Below are 16,263 nucleotides of genomic sequence, written 5' to 3' on the forward strand. Positions count from 1 at the left end.
ATATGACAGCAGAAGACGTAAAATCCGGAAAAACCAAAGCTATAATCGCCTACATCACCGTTGTTGGTGCTATCATAGCGATTTTTATGAATCTCGAAACAAAAAATCCCTTTGCACGATTTCACATCAGGCAGGCTTTTGGAATATTCGTAACCTTCTTTGCGCTTACGTTTATCGTTCCGTTTTTTGACAGTTGGGGAGTTTCAATCGCTTTCTACATTTTTATCATTACACTTTGGGGCTATGGAATCGCTAATGCATTTCAAGGCAACATCATACCGATACCACTTCTTGGAACGTATTTTCAAAAATGGTTCACCTTTATAGAATAATATGAGCAATTTATCTCTAGAACACCTTATACAAAAACCTAAAGTACAAACCGATTCTAAACCACCTCTGCTTCTGTTACTACACGGGTATGGAAGCAATGAAGAGGACTTGTTTTCTTTTGCTCCCGAGTTGCCGGAAAAGTATTTCATCATTTCTGCGAAAGCACCACTGGCTATGCAACCCTATGGCAATGCCTGGTACACCATTCATTGGGATGCGACAGACGGCAAATGGTCTGACGACGAAGAGGCTTTGGCAGCACGTGACCTGCTCGTGAAATTTATAGATGAAGCGGTAGAAGCTTACGAGCTGGATGCTAAAAACGTGACCCTGCTCGGCTTTAGTCAGGGTTGTATTTTGAGCTATGCGGTGGCACTCACCTATCCTAAAAAGGTAAAGAATTTAATTGGTCTTAGCGGCTATGTCAATGAGGCTATTACAGAGCCAAAATCGGATTTGAGTGCTTACAAACATCTTTCAATTTTTAGTTCACACGGGAGCGTAGATCAGGTTATTCCGGTTAGCGCTGCGCGGAAAGTACCCGCGTATCTTGAAAAACTGGGAATTGAAGGCAAATTGCGTGAATATCCCGTAGGACATGGTGTGGCTCCACAAAATTTTTACGATCTGCGCGACTGGTTACTGAAGCATTAAGGATAAATCACACTCTGCAGGGTTTCAAAACGGATGCTTCCGTCTTTTTCCACATCATAAAGCAAGATCAGCTCACCCCAACGGGCACCATCGCTAAAATCGGCAATTACCCATTTGTGATTGAGCACTTCCACCTTATTGATTTGAAAAACCCCGGTGGCATTTTCGTAAGGAATTAAATCATTCCCTGAAGTTGAATTTTTTGAAACCAGCGCGGTTTCGATTCGGCTTTCCAAATCAATAATATCTACCCCAAAGCGATCAAAATAATCGTACGCATTCTCGTTACCGGTTAGTTTAAAATAACGACTGGCATTCACATCAATTGAGGCAAGAGAATCGTTTGCTTCTGCCAACTTAGCCTCCAGACGTTCTATTTTATCTTGCTGATTATCATACGATTTACTGGCATTTACATACTGAAAGACAATCCATAAAGCAGCGAAAAGAAAGAGGTACATAAAAATGCTACGGCGCATACTACTTATAATTCTAAGGTTAACCCGTCATAAGCCAAATGCACATTTTCAGGAAGCTTCTGTTCTACTTCTGCGTGAAAACCAAGCAGGTGACTAATATGGGTGAAATAGGTTTTTTTCGGTTTGATTTCGGCAACAAAATCTAATGCTTCTTCAAGATTAAAATGCGAATAATGCGGTTCTTCCCGGAGTGCATTAACTACCAAAACATCGAGGTTCTTGAGCTTTGCTTTTTCTTCTTCAGCAATCGTTTTGACGTCTGTGAGATAAGCCAGATTTTCAAAACGGTAACCAAAAACCTGAAGATCAGCATGCATTACATTTACCGGTTGTACTTTAAGACCGTTCAGGTCAAATGATTCATTATTTACCACTTCAGTAATCGCTACAGCAGGAGCTCCGGGATAGCGGTCTTCGGTCTTAAAAATATAATCAAAGCGTTTTTTGAGTTCGCCTACAACCCGATGATGCGCATATATAGGAATATCGCCCTGTCTGAAGAAAAAAGGCCGAATGTCATCAAGACCTGCAGTATGATCTGCGTGCTCGTGTGTAAAAAGTAAAGCATCCAGATGCGTTACCTCTTCGCGAAGCATTTGCTGTCTAAAATCTGGCCCGCAATCAATTACATAATTAAATCCATCGTGTTCAATAAGTGCCGATACACGCAAACGCCTATCACGAGGATCATCACTTTTACAAACGGGATGCGTGCTGCCTATAATGGGGATTCCTTGAGATGTTCCGGTACCGAGAAACGTGATTTTCAAACCTGTGAAATTTAACACAAAACTACACTTTATTTTTTCTAAGCCCTACCATTTTGGTATCTTTAACCCATCAATAAAACGACCAGTACTCACCCAAAAACTAAGCGCTATGCCTATCACGATTCAAGGTGACAAAGAGTTTGAAAACATCCCTTCGATCAACAATAAAGCCCTACGAATTAATCTTAACGAAAACATCTACGGTACTTTTGCCGAAATAGGTGCAGGTCAGGAAACCGTAAGGCATTTTTTTAGAGCGGGAGGGGCCAGCGGTACCATCGCCAAAGCGATGTCTGCTTACGACAAAGACTTTAGTGATGCAGTATATGGAGTTGAAGAAGACCAGCGCTATGTAACGGAATCCCGCCTCAAAAAGATGCTCGCTCACGAGACTAATCTGCTTGAAAACCGAATTTCCCGTGAAAAACATCCTAACAAAATCTATTTCACCTACGCCAACACCGTTGCGACTATAGATTTTGCAAAAAAATACAAAGGCCACGGTTGGGTAGGTATAAAATACCAAACCAAGCCGGGCGGTGATTTTAATGAAATTATCCTGCACGTGCGTTTTCACGAAACGGACGCACGTTTGCAACAGCTTACACTGGGAACGCTGGGTGTAAACCTGATCTACGGGGCTTATTACAAATATGACTCTCCTAAAAAATTATTGCGCTACCTATACGATCATATCGATAAAGATCAGATCGAGATTGATATGATCAATTTTGCCGGTCCTGAGTTTGCCAAGGTTGATAACCGTCTCATGAGTTTACAGCTGGTAAAAAACGGATTTACCGATGCGGTAATGTTTGGCCCGGATGGAAACAACGTGCTGGCCGCTAAAATTCTGTACAAGAAAAACATTCTTGCGCTGCGCGGAAGTTTTAGACCTGTGACCAAGGTAAATACCGATATGTATCGCAAATCGCTTCAGATTTTCCTGAATGAAAATCGGGTAAGCGAAGACAATACTGAAGTTATTTTTGAAATCACCCTTTCAAATCTACGTGCCGAAGGAGAAATTGACGAAGAAGATTTTATGGATCGTGCCCGTCTGCTCTGTAATCTGGGCCATACGGTAATGATTTCAAACTTTCAGGAATATTACAAACTGGTTGAATACTTTTCGCGCTATACCAAAGAACGTATGGGACTTGCGATGGGTGTTAATAACCTGATCGATATTTTTGACGAGTCGTACTACCGTCACCTCAGTGGTGGAATCCTGGAAGCATTTGGTAAACTCTTCTTTAAAGATTTACGTGTATATCTGTATCCTATGCGCGATCCGGAAACCGGAGAGTTCTTTACCAGCGAAAACCTGAAGGTGCATCCACGTATGAAAGAGCTGTACAAATTCTTTAAATACAACGGTCGTGTGGTGGATATTGAAGATTATAACCCCGATATTTTGAATGTATTCTCCAGACAGGTACTCAAAATGATTTCAAACGGCGAACCGGGTTGGGAAGCTATGCTCCCTAACGGTATCGCACAGCAAATAAAAGATCAGCGATTGTTTGACTACACGCCGCCGGCGGTAGAGCAAGAAGAAGCTTAAAAACAAAACCGGGTCAATGACCCGGTTTTGTTTTATGCTAATGCTTCAATAAGCCCCTGTAAATCCAGACGCTTTTGATCGCCTGTTTTCATATCTTTTAAGGTATAAACACCTTCTGCCATTTCCTGAGTCCCGGCCAGAACGACAAATTTAATGTTACGCTTATCTGCGTGAGACATCTGTTTTTTCATTTTGGCACTATCAGGATAAAGTTCTGCTGTGATGCCTGCTTCGCGTAAACTTTGCACGGCTTTTAAACAATACAAGGCTTCGTTTTCACCAAAATTCAGGAACAACAGTCGCGTGCCTTTAATCGCCTGCTCAGGAAACAGATTCAACTCTTCGAGCACCAGGTAAATGCGGTCTAAACCAAAGGAAATCCCTACGCCACTTACATCTTTCAAACCGAATATCCCGGTAAGATCATCATAGCGACCACCACCGCCTATACTTCCCATTTGAACGCCTTTAGGTGCACTGACTTCAAAAATCGCTCCTGTGTAGTAATTGAGTCCGCGGGCTAATGTGACATCCAGGTCAAGGGTGACGGTCTTAAGTCCCAAAGCTTCAATCTTCTCATTGATGTATTGCAGTTCTTCAATTCCCTGTTTTCCTATTTCGGAATCAGCTAGCAACTCATTTAAAACGGAAAGTTTATCGGAGAAGCTTCCGCTTACCTTAAAAATGGGTTTTACGCGTTCAATCGCTTCAGCAGTAATGCCTTTTGAAAGCATTTCGTTGATCACGCCTTCCTCTCCTATTTTATCGAGTTTATCAAGAGCTACCGTAAAATCGATCAGTTTATCTGAAGCTCCGATGGTTTCGGCAAGGCCGGAAAGAATTTTACGGTTATTCATTTTTACCGTGGTGCCTTTCAAACCTAAATCTGTAAAAACCGCATCATATAATTGTACAAAAGTCACTTCCTGAAGCAGGGATTGTGAACCTACCGCATCTGCATCGCATTGGAAAAACTCACGGAAACGACCTTTCTGCGGACGGTCTGCACGCCATACCGGCTGTATCTGATAACGCTTAAACGGAAACTCAATCTCATTTTGATGCTGCACTACATAACGTGCAAACGGCACCGTAAGGTCGTAACGCAGGGCTTTTTCGGAGATCTCAGAAGTCAGCGCATTGCTATCTTTTGCGGAATAGTTTTCCTCCGAAACTTTACTCAGGTAATCTCCACTGTTCAAAATCTTAAAGATCAACCGGTCGCCTTCATCGCCGTATTTACCCATCAGCGTGCTGCTATTTTCAAAAGACGGAGTTTCAATAGGCTGAAAACCAAACAACTCAAAGTTATGACGCAAGGTGTTGATGATGTAATTGCGGCGTAATACTTCTTCCGGTGAAAAATCACGGGTTCCTTTTGGTATACTGGGTTTTTGAGCCATTTTTAGTAATCTTGAAAATGCGAATGATTTATTTTTCTGTTTAACGCCCTTTAGGGGGCTGCAAATATCTTAAAAATTGAGGGTTTGCGCTTCTTTATTTTATAAAACGGTAACTTTTTAGCACTTTAGCAGACCTATGGCTACAAACTAGTACTTATGTTTTCTCTCTTTCGTGAAAATGTGCGCATTGCCTTTGATTCTATACGTACACAACTGCTGCGCACCATACTTACCGTATTAATCATTGCCATAGGCATTACGGCACTTGTGGCCATATTAAGTCTTGTAAAAGCCTTGGAGAATACGATTAGCAGCGACTTCTCTTCAATGGGTGCCAATACCTTCAACATTCAGCAGTATGAGTTTTCTACACGCAGACGCGGAAGTGGTGAAGAGCAGAAAATCAATCCGGTGATTCGTTATACGCAGGTAAAAGACTTTGAAGAGAATTATCTCTTTCCGTCGAGTCAGGTTTCTGTATCCTTTACCGGCACAACCACAGCAGAAGTTAAGTTTGAAAATGAAGAAACCGATCCCGAAGTAACAGTTGTGGGTGCTAATGAAAATTTCCTGGAAAACTCAGGCCTTGAACTCGCAATGGGACGTGATTTTACCCAATTTGATGTACAGAATAATAGTCGCGTCTGTATTTTGGGAAGCGATTTTAAAAACGGACTACTCAAAAATGTAAATCCGCTAAATAAAACCATCAGTATTCGCGGCTCCCGGTTTAAAGTCATAGGAGTGCTTGAAGAAAAAGGCTCCACCTTTGGAAACAATCAGGATTTACGTGTAATTATACCCGTTCAGGTCGCCCGGTCGCTCTTTACACAGCCCAATATCAATTATTCAGTGAGTGTCAAGGTAGATAATAAAGATGCCTTTGAAGGTGCTCTGGATGAAGCTATTATTACTTTCAGAAATATAAGAAAACTCGCACCTGTTGAAGAGAATAACTTCGGCATAGGTCGTAGTGATGACCTGATCAATCAAATAAGCGAAATAAGCACCTATCTTTCTATCGCCGCCTGGGTAATCAGCCTGATAACCATCTTAGGCTCTTCTATTGCGCTTATGAACATTATGCTGGTATCTGTTACTGAGCGAACGCGTGAGATTGGGGTACGCAAGGCTCTGGGCGCCAAAAAAACGACCATTGCCGGTCAGTTTTTAATGGAAACCATAATGATTGGCCAGTTTGGAGGAATTCTGGGAATTATCTTAGGGATCTCTATTGGAATTTTGATTTCGACAGTCGCCAATTTTAATTTTACCACGCCCTGGCTGGCTATGTTTTCTGCTACAGCTGTTACGCTTCTGGTTGCAATCGTAGCCGGACTGTTACCCGCTATAAAAGCAGCAAAACTTGACCCTGTAGAATCCTTACGCTATGAATAGACAGAGAATAGTCGTGTAGTTAATCTACTTCAACAAACTTCTCAAACCATTTGTACAAATCGCCCTGGGTAATGTTTGCCCCTTGTCTGATCAAAACGAAAATATCATTATTACGATCATCAGACAGCAGTTTACTGGAGCTGTACAGATTGACCTCGTCTTTCATAAAGTTCTCCTGTAGCCATTTATAACCTTGCGCAGTAGTGATATCAATACTTTCATTTTCAACCTCTACTGAAATCATACTGATTTTAAGCGAATCAACCTTGAATAAGAACATATGTTGAGGCGAAAAATGCTCCAGATACTCAACCTTACTTAAGACACCCTCCCAAATAAGATCGCTAAAGACATCCAGTTCCTGCTCTGCAACATCAGGCTTATCACGCTTAATAGACTCCCATTCTTCAGCGGTAATGGATTGTGTTGCTAAAAAATTAATAAACTCCTGATGCATCTCATCAAGTTGTTCTTTTGTAAGTCTTATGTATTTCATTACTAAAATTTTATTCGAAAAACCAAAACAGGATTAAGCTGTCCAAAAAATTAAGAAAGGTATTCAAACTTTAATATAAGAACTGTTTAAAAACCTTTCGGCAGCGCCAAAAAAAAAGCTCCCGCGTTTACGGAAGCTTTTCTATAGAATTCAAAAGTCTTAAGCTTCTGCTACAACGTCAAAAGTAAGATTTGCAATTACATCACGATGAAAACGAAGGCTAGCCTCGTATTGACCTAAACGCTTAATGTTACCACCAGCGATAGTGATGAATTTTCTGTCAATCTGAACACCTTCTTTAGCCAAAGCTTCAGCAAGGTCTGCATCAGTTACAGAACCGAAAAGTTTATCAGCCTCACCTGCCTTAGCAGTAAGTTTAATTTCAAGACCGTTTAGTTTTTCAGCCTGAGCTTTAGCAGCGTCAACAGACTTCTTCTCTTTATAAGCACGTTGCTTTAAGTTTTCTTCTAAAACCTTCTTAGCTGAAGGAGTTGCCAAAATAGCAAAACCTTGAGGAATCAGGTAATTACGTCCGTAACCGTTTTTCACAGTTACTAAATCATCAACAAATCCTAGATTGTCGACGTCTTTCTTAAGTATAACTTCCATCTCTTATCTAGTTTTTATTTGTACAAGTCAGTTACGTAAGGCATAAGAGCCAGGTGACGTGCGCGTTTAACAGCAACACTCACTTTACGCTGATACTTTAAAGAAGTCCCGGTAAGACGACGAGGTAACAATTTACCCTGCTCATTTACAAATGAGGCCAACCAGTCTGCATCTTTATAATCAACATACTTAATACCAGAACGCTTAAAACGACAGTATTTTTTTGCCTTAGAGGTTTCAATATTTAATGGGGTTAAATATCTGATTTCCCCATCTTTTTTAGCTTTTGCTTGTTGCTCAATAGATGATGCCATAACTATGCTTTTTCTTTGTTTCTTTTTCTACGTTTTTCGGCCCACTCTACTGCATACTTGTCAAGCTTAACGGTTAAGAAACGCATGATGCGCTCGTCACGTCTTAGCTCTAATTCAAATGTTGCGATAGCCTCACCGGGTACCTGAAATTCGAAAAGATGGTAGAAACCACTTTTCTTGTTTTGGATCGTGTAGGCTAACTTTTTTAGCCCCCAATCTTCTTTTGAAATCATCTTGGCACCGTTAGAAACAAGTAAATCTTCAAACTTCTTTACTGTTTCCTTTACCTGATCATCAGATAAAACGGGATTCAAAATGAAAACAGCTTCGTAATGATTCATATTTATAGTTTATTTAAAAGGAGTGCAAAAGTAGTCTAAATTATAGAAAATACAAAAGTTAGCGCATTTAATTCGATAATAAACAGGCTAGATCAATAATAAAAAAACGTATTCCATAAAATAATCGATGAACTACACAAAAAAGTTGGTTTGTATCGTAATTCTAATTAGATTTGTCTGTATTAACATTATTTTAAAAAATAATTTTGGAAGAACTTATACTTGACTGTGCTGTTGTTGATGATTCCAGCCTGCAACGTCTGGCTATTGTTAAGATGATTAAAGATCATCCCAACCTTAGACTAGCTGCTCAATACAACAATGCCATAGAGACCAAAAACGGTTTGCTGGAAACCAAGGTTGACCTCATCTTTCTGGATATTGAAATGCCTATTCTTACCGGCTTTGATCTCCTGGATGATTTGGTTCACAAACCACAAATTATTTTTGTAACCGGCAAGACTAAATATGCCTATAAGGCATTTAACTACAATGCTATAGACTATTTAAGAAAACCTCTTACTAAAGATCGTTTTTTAAATGCTGTGCATAAAGCTATCAATCTGCACCGTCTTAAGACGGAAGGAAATGTCGAGGATGACGATTATATCTTTGTAAAGAGCAATCTTAAAAAGAAAAAAGTCTTTCTTAATGACCTCAAGTTTATTGAAGCTCTTGGTGATTATGTGAAGCTGGTGACCTACAATGAACCGATCATTGTACTTTCTACGATGAAAGCTTTTGAAGCTCAGCTTCCTGCCGAGCGATTTATGCGCATCCACAAATCGTACATCATCAATCTGGACAAGGTTGAAAAATACAACAGTAGAAATATTGAGATTGAAGGAGATAAAATTCCTTTAAGCAGACATAAGAAAACCAAACTCATGGAAGCTCTTTCTAACTAAAAGACTTCTCGAATACATTAGAAATCCCGCTACTCGCGGGATTTTTTTATACCTAATAGTTATCTACGTTTAGTACGATTTTTATACTTCGGAATTGAGCTATGCTTGAAAAGGTGGTGCGCACTTTCAGGATTGCTTTTTTCGTTTTTTCAAGACTTTGCTTTCGGGGAATCTTTACCAAAATGTTACGGTGGTACTCATTGCGTATACGCGAAATGGGTGGCGGCTCAGGGCCCAGAATCTGGTCGTTAAACACATTTTTAAGGGCTTGTCCCATCCAGGCTGAAGCCTCTTCTATTTTTTGAAAATCCCGATGTTTAAGCGTGATTTTAATAAGACGGCAAAACGGCGGGTATTTGTAAATATGCCGTTCTTCGAGCTGCTCGTGATACATCCCTTCATAATCATTTACTGAAACCTGCTGCAAAATCTGGTGATGTGGATTATAACTCTGTATCAAAACCTTACCGCGTTTTTGGGTACGGCCAGCCCTTCCGGAAACCTGCTGAATCAATTGAAAACTACGCTCGTGAGCCCTAAAATCAGGAATGTTAAGCATATTATCTGCGTTGAGAATTCCTACAAGGGTGACATTTCTAAAATCAAGCCCTTTGGTTAACATCTGTGTTCCTACTAGAATATCGATCTCTCCCTGCTCAAATGCCGTTATGATTTTTTCAAAACCAAATTTACCACGGGTGGTATCTGAGTCCATCCTGCCGATATTGAGATCGGGAAAAAGCTCCTTTAATTCTGCTTCCACCTGTTCTGTTCCAAAACCTTTAGTGTCTAACTCCGCGCTTCCGCAGGCCATACACTTTTGAAGCATTGCGATATGATAACCACAATAGTGACAGCGCAACTGCTCACGATGTCTGTGATAGGTTAAACTCACGTCGCAATTGGGACATTGGGGAGCGTGACCGCAGGTTTTACATTCTAAAACCGGAGAATACCCCCTTCGGTTTTGAAATAAAATTACCTGTTCGCCTTCTGCAAGAGCATCATTTATCGCACCCAGTAAATCTTCACTAAAATGCCCGTTCATCTTTTTCTTACGATGACGATCCTGAATATCTACGATTGTATTTTCGGGCATTAAAATATTGCCGTACCGTTTTTTAAGTTCAACCAGCGCATATTTACCGGTTGTGGCATTGTAGTAAGTCTCCAGTGAGGGTGTGGCCGAACCCAGCAACACTTTTGCGCCTTGCTGGTGGGCTAAAACAATAGCGGCATCCCTGGCCTGATAGCGTGGCGCCGGATCGTATTGCTTGTAGCTGTTTTCGTGCTCCTCATCTACAACGACGAGTCCAAGATTACTGAAGGGTAAAAACAAAGCGCTACGCGCCCCCAAAATCAGTTGCGCTTTATCTGCCTGATTTAAGACATTATTCCAGACCTCTACCCGCTCGTGAACTGTGTATTTTGAATGGTAAACAGATAATTTATTACCAAAATATTCCTGCAAACGCGAAACAAGCTGGGTTGTAAGCGCAATTTCCGGAAGTAAGTATAAAACCTGTTTACCCTGATCAAGATACCGCTTTATGAGATTGACATAAACCTCTGTCTTACCCGAAGCTGTAACGCCGTGAAGCAAACAGACATCGTGATGATTAAACGACTCTTGAATAGCCTCTAGGGCACCAGCCTGCGCTTCATTTAGACTTTTAACTTCCGTGTCTTCAGCTCCTTTATAAGAAATACGATCCTGACGGATTTCATAAAGCTCAAAAATACCTTTATCAATAAGCGCCTTCAGTTGTGCAGTTGAGGCCTGAGCCCGGTCCTGTAATTCTTTGGTCTTTACAGGTTTTTTAGAGCCAGCCTGTAATGAGAAAAACGTAAGCAGGACTTCGCGCTGTTTGGGGGCCCGGTCTAAATCATCTAAAGCCTCGTGCATTTTCTCTTCGCTTTTATAAGCTTCCGCCAGGCGCACATATTTTACAAGCTTCGGTTTATAGGCTTCGTAGATCTCCTGATCAAGTGCTACCAGATTCTTATCAATCAATTTATTGATAATAGGTAGTACTTTTTTACGGTCTAGAAGCTGCATCACTTCGCTAATACGAAGAATACTTTTACCTTCAAAAGCTTCCAAAATTGCAAGGGCCTCTTCATCCTCAAGATCAAAATCTTCAGAAGTCTGATTTCCGGTACGTTTTAAAATAGTTTCACTTTCCAGAAGAAAAGCTCCCGGAAGCGCAGCTCGCATAACCTCACCTAAGGTGGCCATATAATAGTTTGCCATCCACTTCCAGTAACTCAATTGAGATAAGCCAACTACAGGTGTTTCATCAAGAATCTGCTCAATCTCCTTGGCTTCATAAATACGAGGCTCCTCACGATGAACCCGAATAGCAAGGGAAGTATACACCTTGCTTTTTCCGAAGGGAACAGCAAGCCGCATACCCGGTTTAATAAAGCTGTATTCTGCTTCACTAATACGGTAGGTAAAAGCCTGCTCAACAGGAATAGGTAAGATTACGTCTACAAAAAACACCGGGTAAAGATAAAAAAAAGGCTGTCTTCAAGATTGAAAACAGCCTTCTGTTTATTGTGTTTTATCAGCTTATTGAACGCGTGTCCAGTACTGCGTTCTTCCTAAAAGTGAGAAGCCAATATAACCACGTACTTTAAGTTTGTTGGCATTTTCAAGTTCTATAAGACACTTGTATTCTTTTCCGCTCTGTGGATCTAAGATGGTACCTCCATTATATTCATCATCGTCTTTTTCCAGACCATTCATAATTACCATACCAAGAATCGGCTTATCTTTATTAGCACCGTCGCATTCGGTACACTTGGCATCCTGACGATCTTTATTTAGAATTTCTACGATTTTACCGTAAACCTTTCCATCTTTCTTATAGATTTCAATAATTGATTTTGCTTCTCCGGTCTCGTCATCAATAGATTTCCACTTACCGGTTACATCTTGAGCAAAAAGCCCGGCAGTTGCAAACAAAGCAAACATTAAAAAAGCAGTTATTTTTTTCATATTTAATAATTAAGGGTTAATTTATAGTATTCTTGCAACAAGTATACGCTTATTTTACAGAATTCTCAATCTCTGACGTAGCTTTTGCACTTGCTTTTTTTGAATCTCTCCTGCGTTTCAGACGGTACATTGCAGCATTCAGTTCAAAACCCAGCAACAATAAATTCGAGTTAAGCCAGATGTAAACCATCAAAATAAGCAATGCTCCAAGAGAACCATAGAGTTCGTTATACGTTGAGAAGTTATTGATATATAAACCAAATAAGTAGGTTGTCAAAATGAATAAAAAGGTAGTTACTGTGGCTCCGATCGAGAAAAAATTCCAGTTTTTACCTTCTTTCGTTCCGAAGTAATACAAATTAGCCACGACTCCATAAATCAAAATCAACAATCCCAGAAAACTTCCAAGCTGTGAAATTAGCGTCAAAGAACTTTCAGATACCAAATCCCTGTTTTTCAATTCCTGTACCGAAAACTGGAAATAAAGTATTCCTATAACCACTATTAACAACAACAATGCCAACATTAAAGAGACACCTAAAGCAACGGCATACTGTTTAAATAAATCGCGCTTTTTAACGGTATGAAAACTGTATTCAAAACCCGTAAAGATGGCATTCACCCCATTAGCCATAAGAAAAATGGCAAAAATCAGCGTAAATGAAAGAAGGCCGGCTCGGGGGTTAGCTGCAATATCTAAAAGAATAGGCTCAAAAAAATCCTGAGTCTGGGGTGGTAATAATTGATCTATAAAGCCGAGTAATTCGGTTTGAAAACCGGATACAGGCACATAAGGTATTAGGTTAAGAATAAACAGAAAGAACGGGAAAAGCGCCATAAAAAAGCTGTAGGCTATAGCACTGGCGCGGGTTGCAAACGTCCCTTTGAGAATGCCTACAGCATAAAGTTCCCAAAAGTCATATAAGGATAAACCTTCAAAACCGGGAATGATGACCGTTTTTGCCCATTTTACAACAGGCAATAAAAATTTTATGGTAAGCAGCTTGTCATCAAACTCGTCGCTCATCTAGACCGCTTTAAGACTTAAATCCATATTATAAATCGAATGGGTGAGCGCTCCGCTTGAGATATAGTCTACCCCACATTTTGCATACTCAACCAGGGTTTCTTCATTGATACCCCCGCTAGATTCGGTGAGGCATTGATCACCGATGAGCTCAACTGCCTTACGGGTATCTTCATAATTAAAATTATCAAGCAGGATGCGATAAACCCCTCCCGCTTCAAGGATTTCCTGTACTTCTTCAAGATCGCGGGCTTCCACAATGATTTTAAGATCCAAATTATTTGACCTCAAATACTGCTGGGTTTTGTGAATGGCTTTGTCAATTCCTCCTGCAAAATCAATATGATTATCCTTAAGCATCACCATATCGTACAATGCAAAACGATGGTTCTCCCCTCCTCCTATCTTAACGGCCATTTTTTCTAATGCCCTGAATCCCGGAGTGGTTTTTCGGGTATCTAAAATTTTGGTTCCTGTGCCCTTTAACAAATCGGCGTAATGCCTGGTCTTTGTCGCTATTGCACTCATGCGCTGCATCGCGTTTAAAACTAAACGTTCGGCCTTTAAAATACTTTGAGAACTGCCGCTAACATATAAGACAATATCACCAACGGCTACAGAGCTGCCATCCTGAATATGTACTTCTGTTTTTAAGTCTGCATCTACATATGCAAATACCTTTAGGGCGAAAGCAACACCGGCAATAACTCCCGCTTCCTTAACCAGTAATTTGGCCTTACCGGTAGCTTCTGCCGGAATGCAGGCCAGCGAACTGTAATCACCGGGGCCTACATCTTCACGGATGGCGTTTTCAATAATTCGTTCTATCTCTAAATTAAGCTGAGCTTCTGTAATCATCTTTAAATTTCTTATGATGCTAAGTTATGCAAACACATCTTCAATTTACAATTCCGCTTTCTAATTTAAGCTAGTCTAGCCTTTATTTGCTCCACCAAAAGTTATAACCCTTGAGTACTGGATCAAATTCAAGTTTATTTCTTCTGAATACTTTGTAGGCAGGCCAAGAGGCATTTTACTTGGTCCCCAAGAATTGAAAAATAGTATTTTTACCCAATGAATATTAAACTGCTTTGCATCGGCAAAACCGACGACCGCAATCTGGATGAACTCATCGCTGTTTATACCAAACGGCTCAAGTTTTACGTGAACTTTGAATTTGAAATCATTCCCGATCTTAAGAAGACCAAAAACCTTTCGGAAGAACAACAAAAAGAAAAGGAAGGCGAACTCATTCTGAACAAACTACAGCCGCAAGACGAACTCCTATTGCTTGATGAAAACGGAAAGGACTTTAGCAGTGTAAAATTTGCAGATTACCTTCAGAAAAAAATGAACAGCGGGATTAAAACTCTGGTCTTTGTAATCGGCGGACCCTATGGTTTCTCACCTCAGGTTTATGCCGCCGCCCGCGGAAAAGTATCTCTGTCAAAAATGACATTTTCCCATCAAATGATTCGGCTTTTTATGACCGAGCAGGTGTATCGTGCGTTTACGATTTTAAGGAATGAACCTTACCACCACCGGTAATTGTTATTTGTTAATGGTTAATAGTAACAGTATCAGTGAGCAGTCACAGTAAGCAGTATCAGTGGGCAGTCACAGTAAGCAGTATCAGTAGGCAGTTAGTGAAAATAGGATTATAAATATTGAATGCTAAACGTTTAGTGCAAAGTAAAAAATGTAGTTGTATAATTCTCAAAATAACTCAATAATCAAAACCCCATTGACAATTAACTTATAACACCCCTCACCTTTTACGCTCAATGGGAACCCAAATTTCCTCTTCAGACTCGGGATGTTCGGGACCGTAGTACTTTTCGCCCAGGCGTTCAAAATGAGCCCGATCGTCAAGCTGGTAATCTGATTGTGGAAGCCAGGTGGCGTAGATGTAGTTAGAAGTTTCTACAAATTGTTTAACCGGCCCCACGTGCGTAAAAACAGCGTAAAGTCCACCAGCCAAAACCTTAGTCTGCATTCCTTCAGGCACCATGTTGAAATTTTCAACCTCAACAGCTGCCCAGCGCTCAAACTCCGTTTCCCGGGTAAATTCTTCCACTTTAAACCCGAATGGATACACCTGCATGGAGTAAAACCCGGAATCTACGCGATTCACAATTTCTTTATGTCTGCTCATAAAATCCTTCCACAAGGCAGCGGTATCATCAAAGGAAAGCGTTGTGGTAACGCATTTGCCAATGAGTTTACGTGGTTCCACTTCGACTAGTTCAGGAGTTAATTTTTTAGAAGGATTGGTCATAGTTGTAAAATACTGATTTTCTTTCAATTTCAAACTGTTCAATTGCGTCTACCATTGAGAACTAGTTTAAAACTTGGCCTTTCTTTAACCTAAAGACTAATTCTAAACTCCTAATATTGAATGATCAAAAAATAAATACTATGGAAGGCCACAAACTCATCAAACGCTTTTTTCCTTTTACCACAGCTATGCAAATAGGCTATTATGCCGTGCGATATGCTGATAAAAATAAGGAAACACTTAAAAAGTATTACATTAAGCATAAAGGCCATTAGAATATGCGGGTTAAAATTAGAATCAATTATGGTCTATATTCTAAAATCCATCTTCGATCTTGTACTTCAACCGATTCTTGCCAAAGATGGAAGCATAGGTTTGTCTCCAGATCAGGACATCTCTGTCATCTATTGATTTACAGATAAGCACTTTATGATCTATAAAAACTGTTCCGGGCCAAGGGGGAAAAGCTATGGGAGGTCTATTATTCCTTTTAAAAGGATTTCTTTTGATACTCGTTGAATCTGGCGTACTCAATTCGATTAGAATTAAATTTTGTGATTCACAGTATTTTATAGCATCCAGTAAATGATCAGAATAATAAAAATAAAAAGCACCAAAAAACCGAAAGCCGAAAGAAAGTATCAGGAGTATAAATCCTAGAACAAAAAGTATACTAATGGTT

19 protein-coding genes are annotated in these 16,263 nt (G+C 40.2%); 7 read left to right on the forward strand and 12 right to left on the reverse strand.

The annotated features are described in order from the left end of the window. Positions 1 to 2 precede the first annotated feature (2 nt). Positions 3 to 332, forward strand: a complete 330-nt coding sequence (locus CJ305_RS05945; RefSeq protein WP_099645324.1) for a hypothetical protein — start codon at positions 3 to 5, stop codon at positions 330 to 332. A gap of 1 nt (position 333) precedes the next feature. Then, positions 334 to 987 (forward strand): alpha/beta hydrolase, encoded by a 654-nt coding sequence (locus CJ305_RS05950; RefSeq protein WP_099645325.1) that lies wholly within the window; start codon positions 334 to 336, stop codon positions 985 to 987. Here CJ305_RS05950 and CJ305_RS05955 read toward each other — a convergent pair. Both CJ305_RS05955 and CJ305_RS05960 read right to left on the reverse strand, forming a co-directional pair. Then, positions 984 to 1,466 carry a hypothetical protein gene (locus tag CJ305_RS05955; RefSeq protein WP_099645326.1) on the reverse strand — a complete coding sequence of 161 codons (483 nt, stop codon included), beginning with the start codon at positions 1,464 to 1,466 and terminating at the stop codon, positions 984 to 986. The genes CJ305_RS05950 and CJ305_RS05955 overlap by 4 nt on opposite strands. Positions 1,467 to 1,471: 5 nt before the next feature. After that, positions 1,472 to 2,236 (reverse strand): MBL fold metallo-hydrolase, encoded by a 765-nt coding sequence (locus CJ305_RS05960; RefSeq protein ID WP_099645327.1) that lies wholly within the window; start codon positions 2,234 to 2,236, stop codon positions 1,472 to 1,474. A gap of 109 nt (positions 2,237 to 2,345) precedes the next feature. Between CJ305_RS05960 and CJ305_RS05965 the strand changes: the two genes are divergently transcribed. After that, entirely contained in the window at positions 2,346 to 3,803 is a 1,458-nt protein-coding gene (locus CJ305_RS05965; RefSeq protein ID WP_099645328.1) for a nicotinate-nucleotide adenylyltransferase, read from the forward strand. 32 nt (positions 3,804 to 3,835) lie between these two features. Here CJ305_RS05965 and hisS read toward each other — a convergent pair whose 3' ends face one another. Then, positions 3,836 to 5,206: a histidine--tRNA ligase gene (gene hisS, locus CJ305_RS05970; RefSeq protein WP_099645329.1), complete on the reverse strand. Its 1,371-nt coding sequence runs from the start codon at positions 5,204 to 5,206 to the stop codon at positions 3,836 to 3,838. Between the two features lie 156 nt (positions 5,207 to 5,362). Between hisS and CJ305_RS05975 the strand changes: the two genes are divergently transcribed. Next, on the forward strand, positions 5,363 to 6,604 hold the full coding sequence (locus CJ305_RS05975) for an ABC transporter permease (protein ID WP_099645330.1): 1,242 nt from the start codon (positions 5,363 to 5,365) through the stop codon (positions 6,602 to 6,604). A 19-nt stretch (positions 6,605 to 6,623) separates the two neighbouring features. Here CJ305_RS05975 and CJ305_RS05980 read toward each other — a convergent pair whose 3' ends face one another. The 4 genes from CJ305_RS05980 to rpsF all read right to left on the reverse strand — a co-directional run bounded on the left by CJ305_RS05980 (position 6,624) and on the right by rpsF (position 8,364). Next, on the reverse strand, positions 6,624 to 7,100 hold the full coding sequence (locus CJ305_RS05980) for a DUF6495 family protein (RefSeq protein WP_099645331.1): 477 nt from the start codon (positions 7,098 to 7,100) through the stop codon (positions 6,624 to 6,626). A 159-nt stretch (positions 7,101 to 7,259) separates the two neighbouring features. Beyond that, positions 7,260 to 7,709 carry a 50S ribosomal protein L9 gene (gene rplI, locus CJ305_RS05985; protein ID WP_099645332.1) on the reverse strand — a complete coding sequence of 150 codons (450 nt, stop codon included), beginning with the start codon at positions 7,707 to 7,709 and terminating at the stop codon, positions 7,260 to 7,262. A gap of 14 nt (positions 7,710 to 7,723) precedes the next feature. Continuing rightward, positions 7,724 to 8,023, reverse strand: coding sequence for a 30S ribosomal protein S18 (gene rpsR / locus CJ305_RS05990; RefSeq protein WP_099645333.1), 300 nt, complete (start codon positions 8,021 to 8,023; stop codon positions 7,724 to 7,726). A gap of 2 nt (positions 8,024 to 8,025) precedes the next feature. Continuing rightward, the gene (rpsF, locus tag CJ305_RS05995) at positions 8,026 to 8,364 is read right to left on the reverse strand and encodes a 30S ribosomal protein S6 (protein ID WP_099645334.1); all 339 of its coding nucleotides are present in this window, start codon (positions 8,362 to 8,364) and stop codon (positions 8,026 to 8,028) included. 206 nt (positions 8,365 to 8,570) lie between these two features. On the opposite strand from rpsF, the gene CJ305_RS06000 reads away from it, so the two are divergent. Beyond that, positions 8,571 to 9,272: a LytR/AlgR family response regulator transcription factor gene (locus CJ305_RS06000; RefSeq protein ID WP_189319396.1), complete on the forward strand. Its 702-nt coding sequence runs from the start codon at positions 8,571 to 8,573 to the stop codon at positions 9,270 to 9,272. A 52-nt stretch (positions 9,273 to 9,324) separates the two neighbouring features. Here the strand turns inward: CJ305_RS06000 and priA are convergent, their stop codons facing one another. The 4 genes from priA to nadC form a co-directional block, all read right to left on the reverse strand. Beyond that, complete coding sequence (priA, locus tag CJ305_RS06005; protein WP_099645336.1) at positions 9,325 to 11,778, reverse strand: replication restart helicase PriA; 2,454 nt, start codon at positions 11,776 to 11,778, stop codon at positions 9,325 to 9,327. A 69-nt stretch (positions 11,779 to 11,847) separates the two neighbouring features. Then, positions 11,848 to 12,276, reverse strand: coding sequence for a DUF2147 domain-containing protein (locus CJ305_RS06010; RefSeq protein ID WP_099645337.1), 429 nt, complete (start codon positions 12,274 to 12,276; stop codon positions 11,848 to 11,850). Positions 12,277 to 12,325: 49 nt separating this feature from the next. Further along, positions 12,326 to 13,303 carry a YihY/virulence factor BrkB family protein gene (locus tag CJ305_RS06015; RefSeq protein WP_099645338.1) on the reverse strand — a complete coding sequence of 326 codons (978 nt, stop codon included), beginning with the start codon at positions 13,301 to 13,303 and terminating at the stop codon, positions 12,326 to 12,328. After that, on the reverse strand, positions 13,304 to 14,161 hold the full coding sequence (gene nadC / locus CJ305_RS06020) for a carboxylating nicotinate-nucleotide diphosphorylase (protein WP_099645339.1): 858 nt from the start codon (positions 14,159 to 14,161) through the stop codon (positions 13,304 to 13,306). 216 nt (positions 14,162 to 14,377) lie between these two features. On the opposite strand from nadC, the gene rlmH reads away from it, so the two are divergent. Further along, a complete protein-coding gene (rlmH, locus tag CJ305_RS06025) occupies positions 14,378 to 14,851 on the forward strand; it encodes a 23S rRNA (pseudouridine(1915)-N(3))-methyltransferase RlmH (protein WP_099645340.1) in 474 nt (157 codons plus the stop codon). Positions 14,852 to 15,071: 220 nt separating this feature from the next. Here rlmH and CJ305_RS06030 read toward each other — a convergent pair whose 3' ends face one another. Further along, the gene (locus CJ305_RS06030) at positions 15,072 to 15,608 is read right to left on the reverse strand and encodes a GyrI-like domain-containing protein (protein ID WP_223248807.1); all 537 of its coding nucleotides are present in this window, start codon (positions 15,606 to 15,608) and stop codon (positions 15,072 to 15,074) included. Positions 15,609 to 15,721: 113 nt separating this feature from the next. Here CJ305_RS06030 and CJ305_RS19725 point away from each other — a divergent pair, with 113 nt between their 5' ends. Beyond that, a complete protein-coding gene (locus tag CJ305_RS19725) occupies positions 15,722 to 15,856 on the forward strand; it encodes a hypothetical protein (protein WP_262490565.1) in 135 nt (44 codons plus the stop codon). Positions 15,857 to 16,263 lie beyond the last annotated feature (407 nt).

The sequence above is a fragment of the Leeuwenhoekiella nanhaiensis genome (assembly GCF_002744755.1).
Taxonomy (GTDB): domain Bacteria; phylum Bacteroidota; class Bacteroidia; order Flavobacteriales; family Flavobacteriaceae; genus Leeuwenhoekiella; species Leeuwenhoekiella nanhaiensis.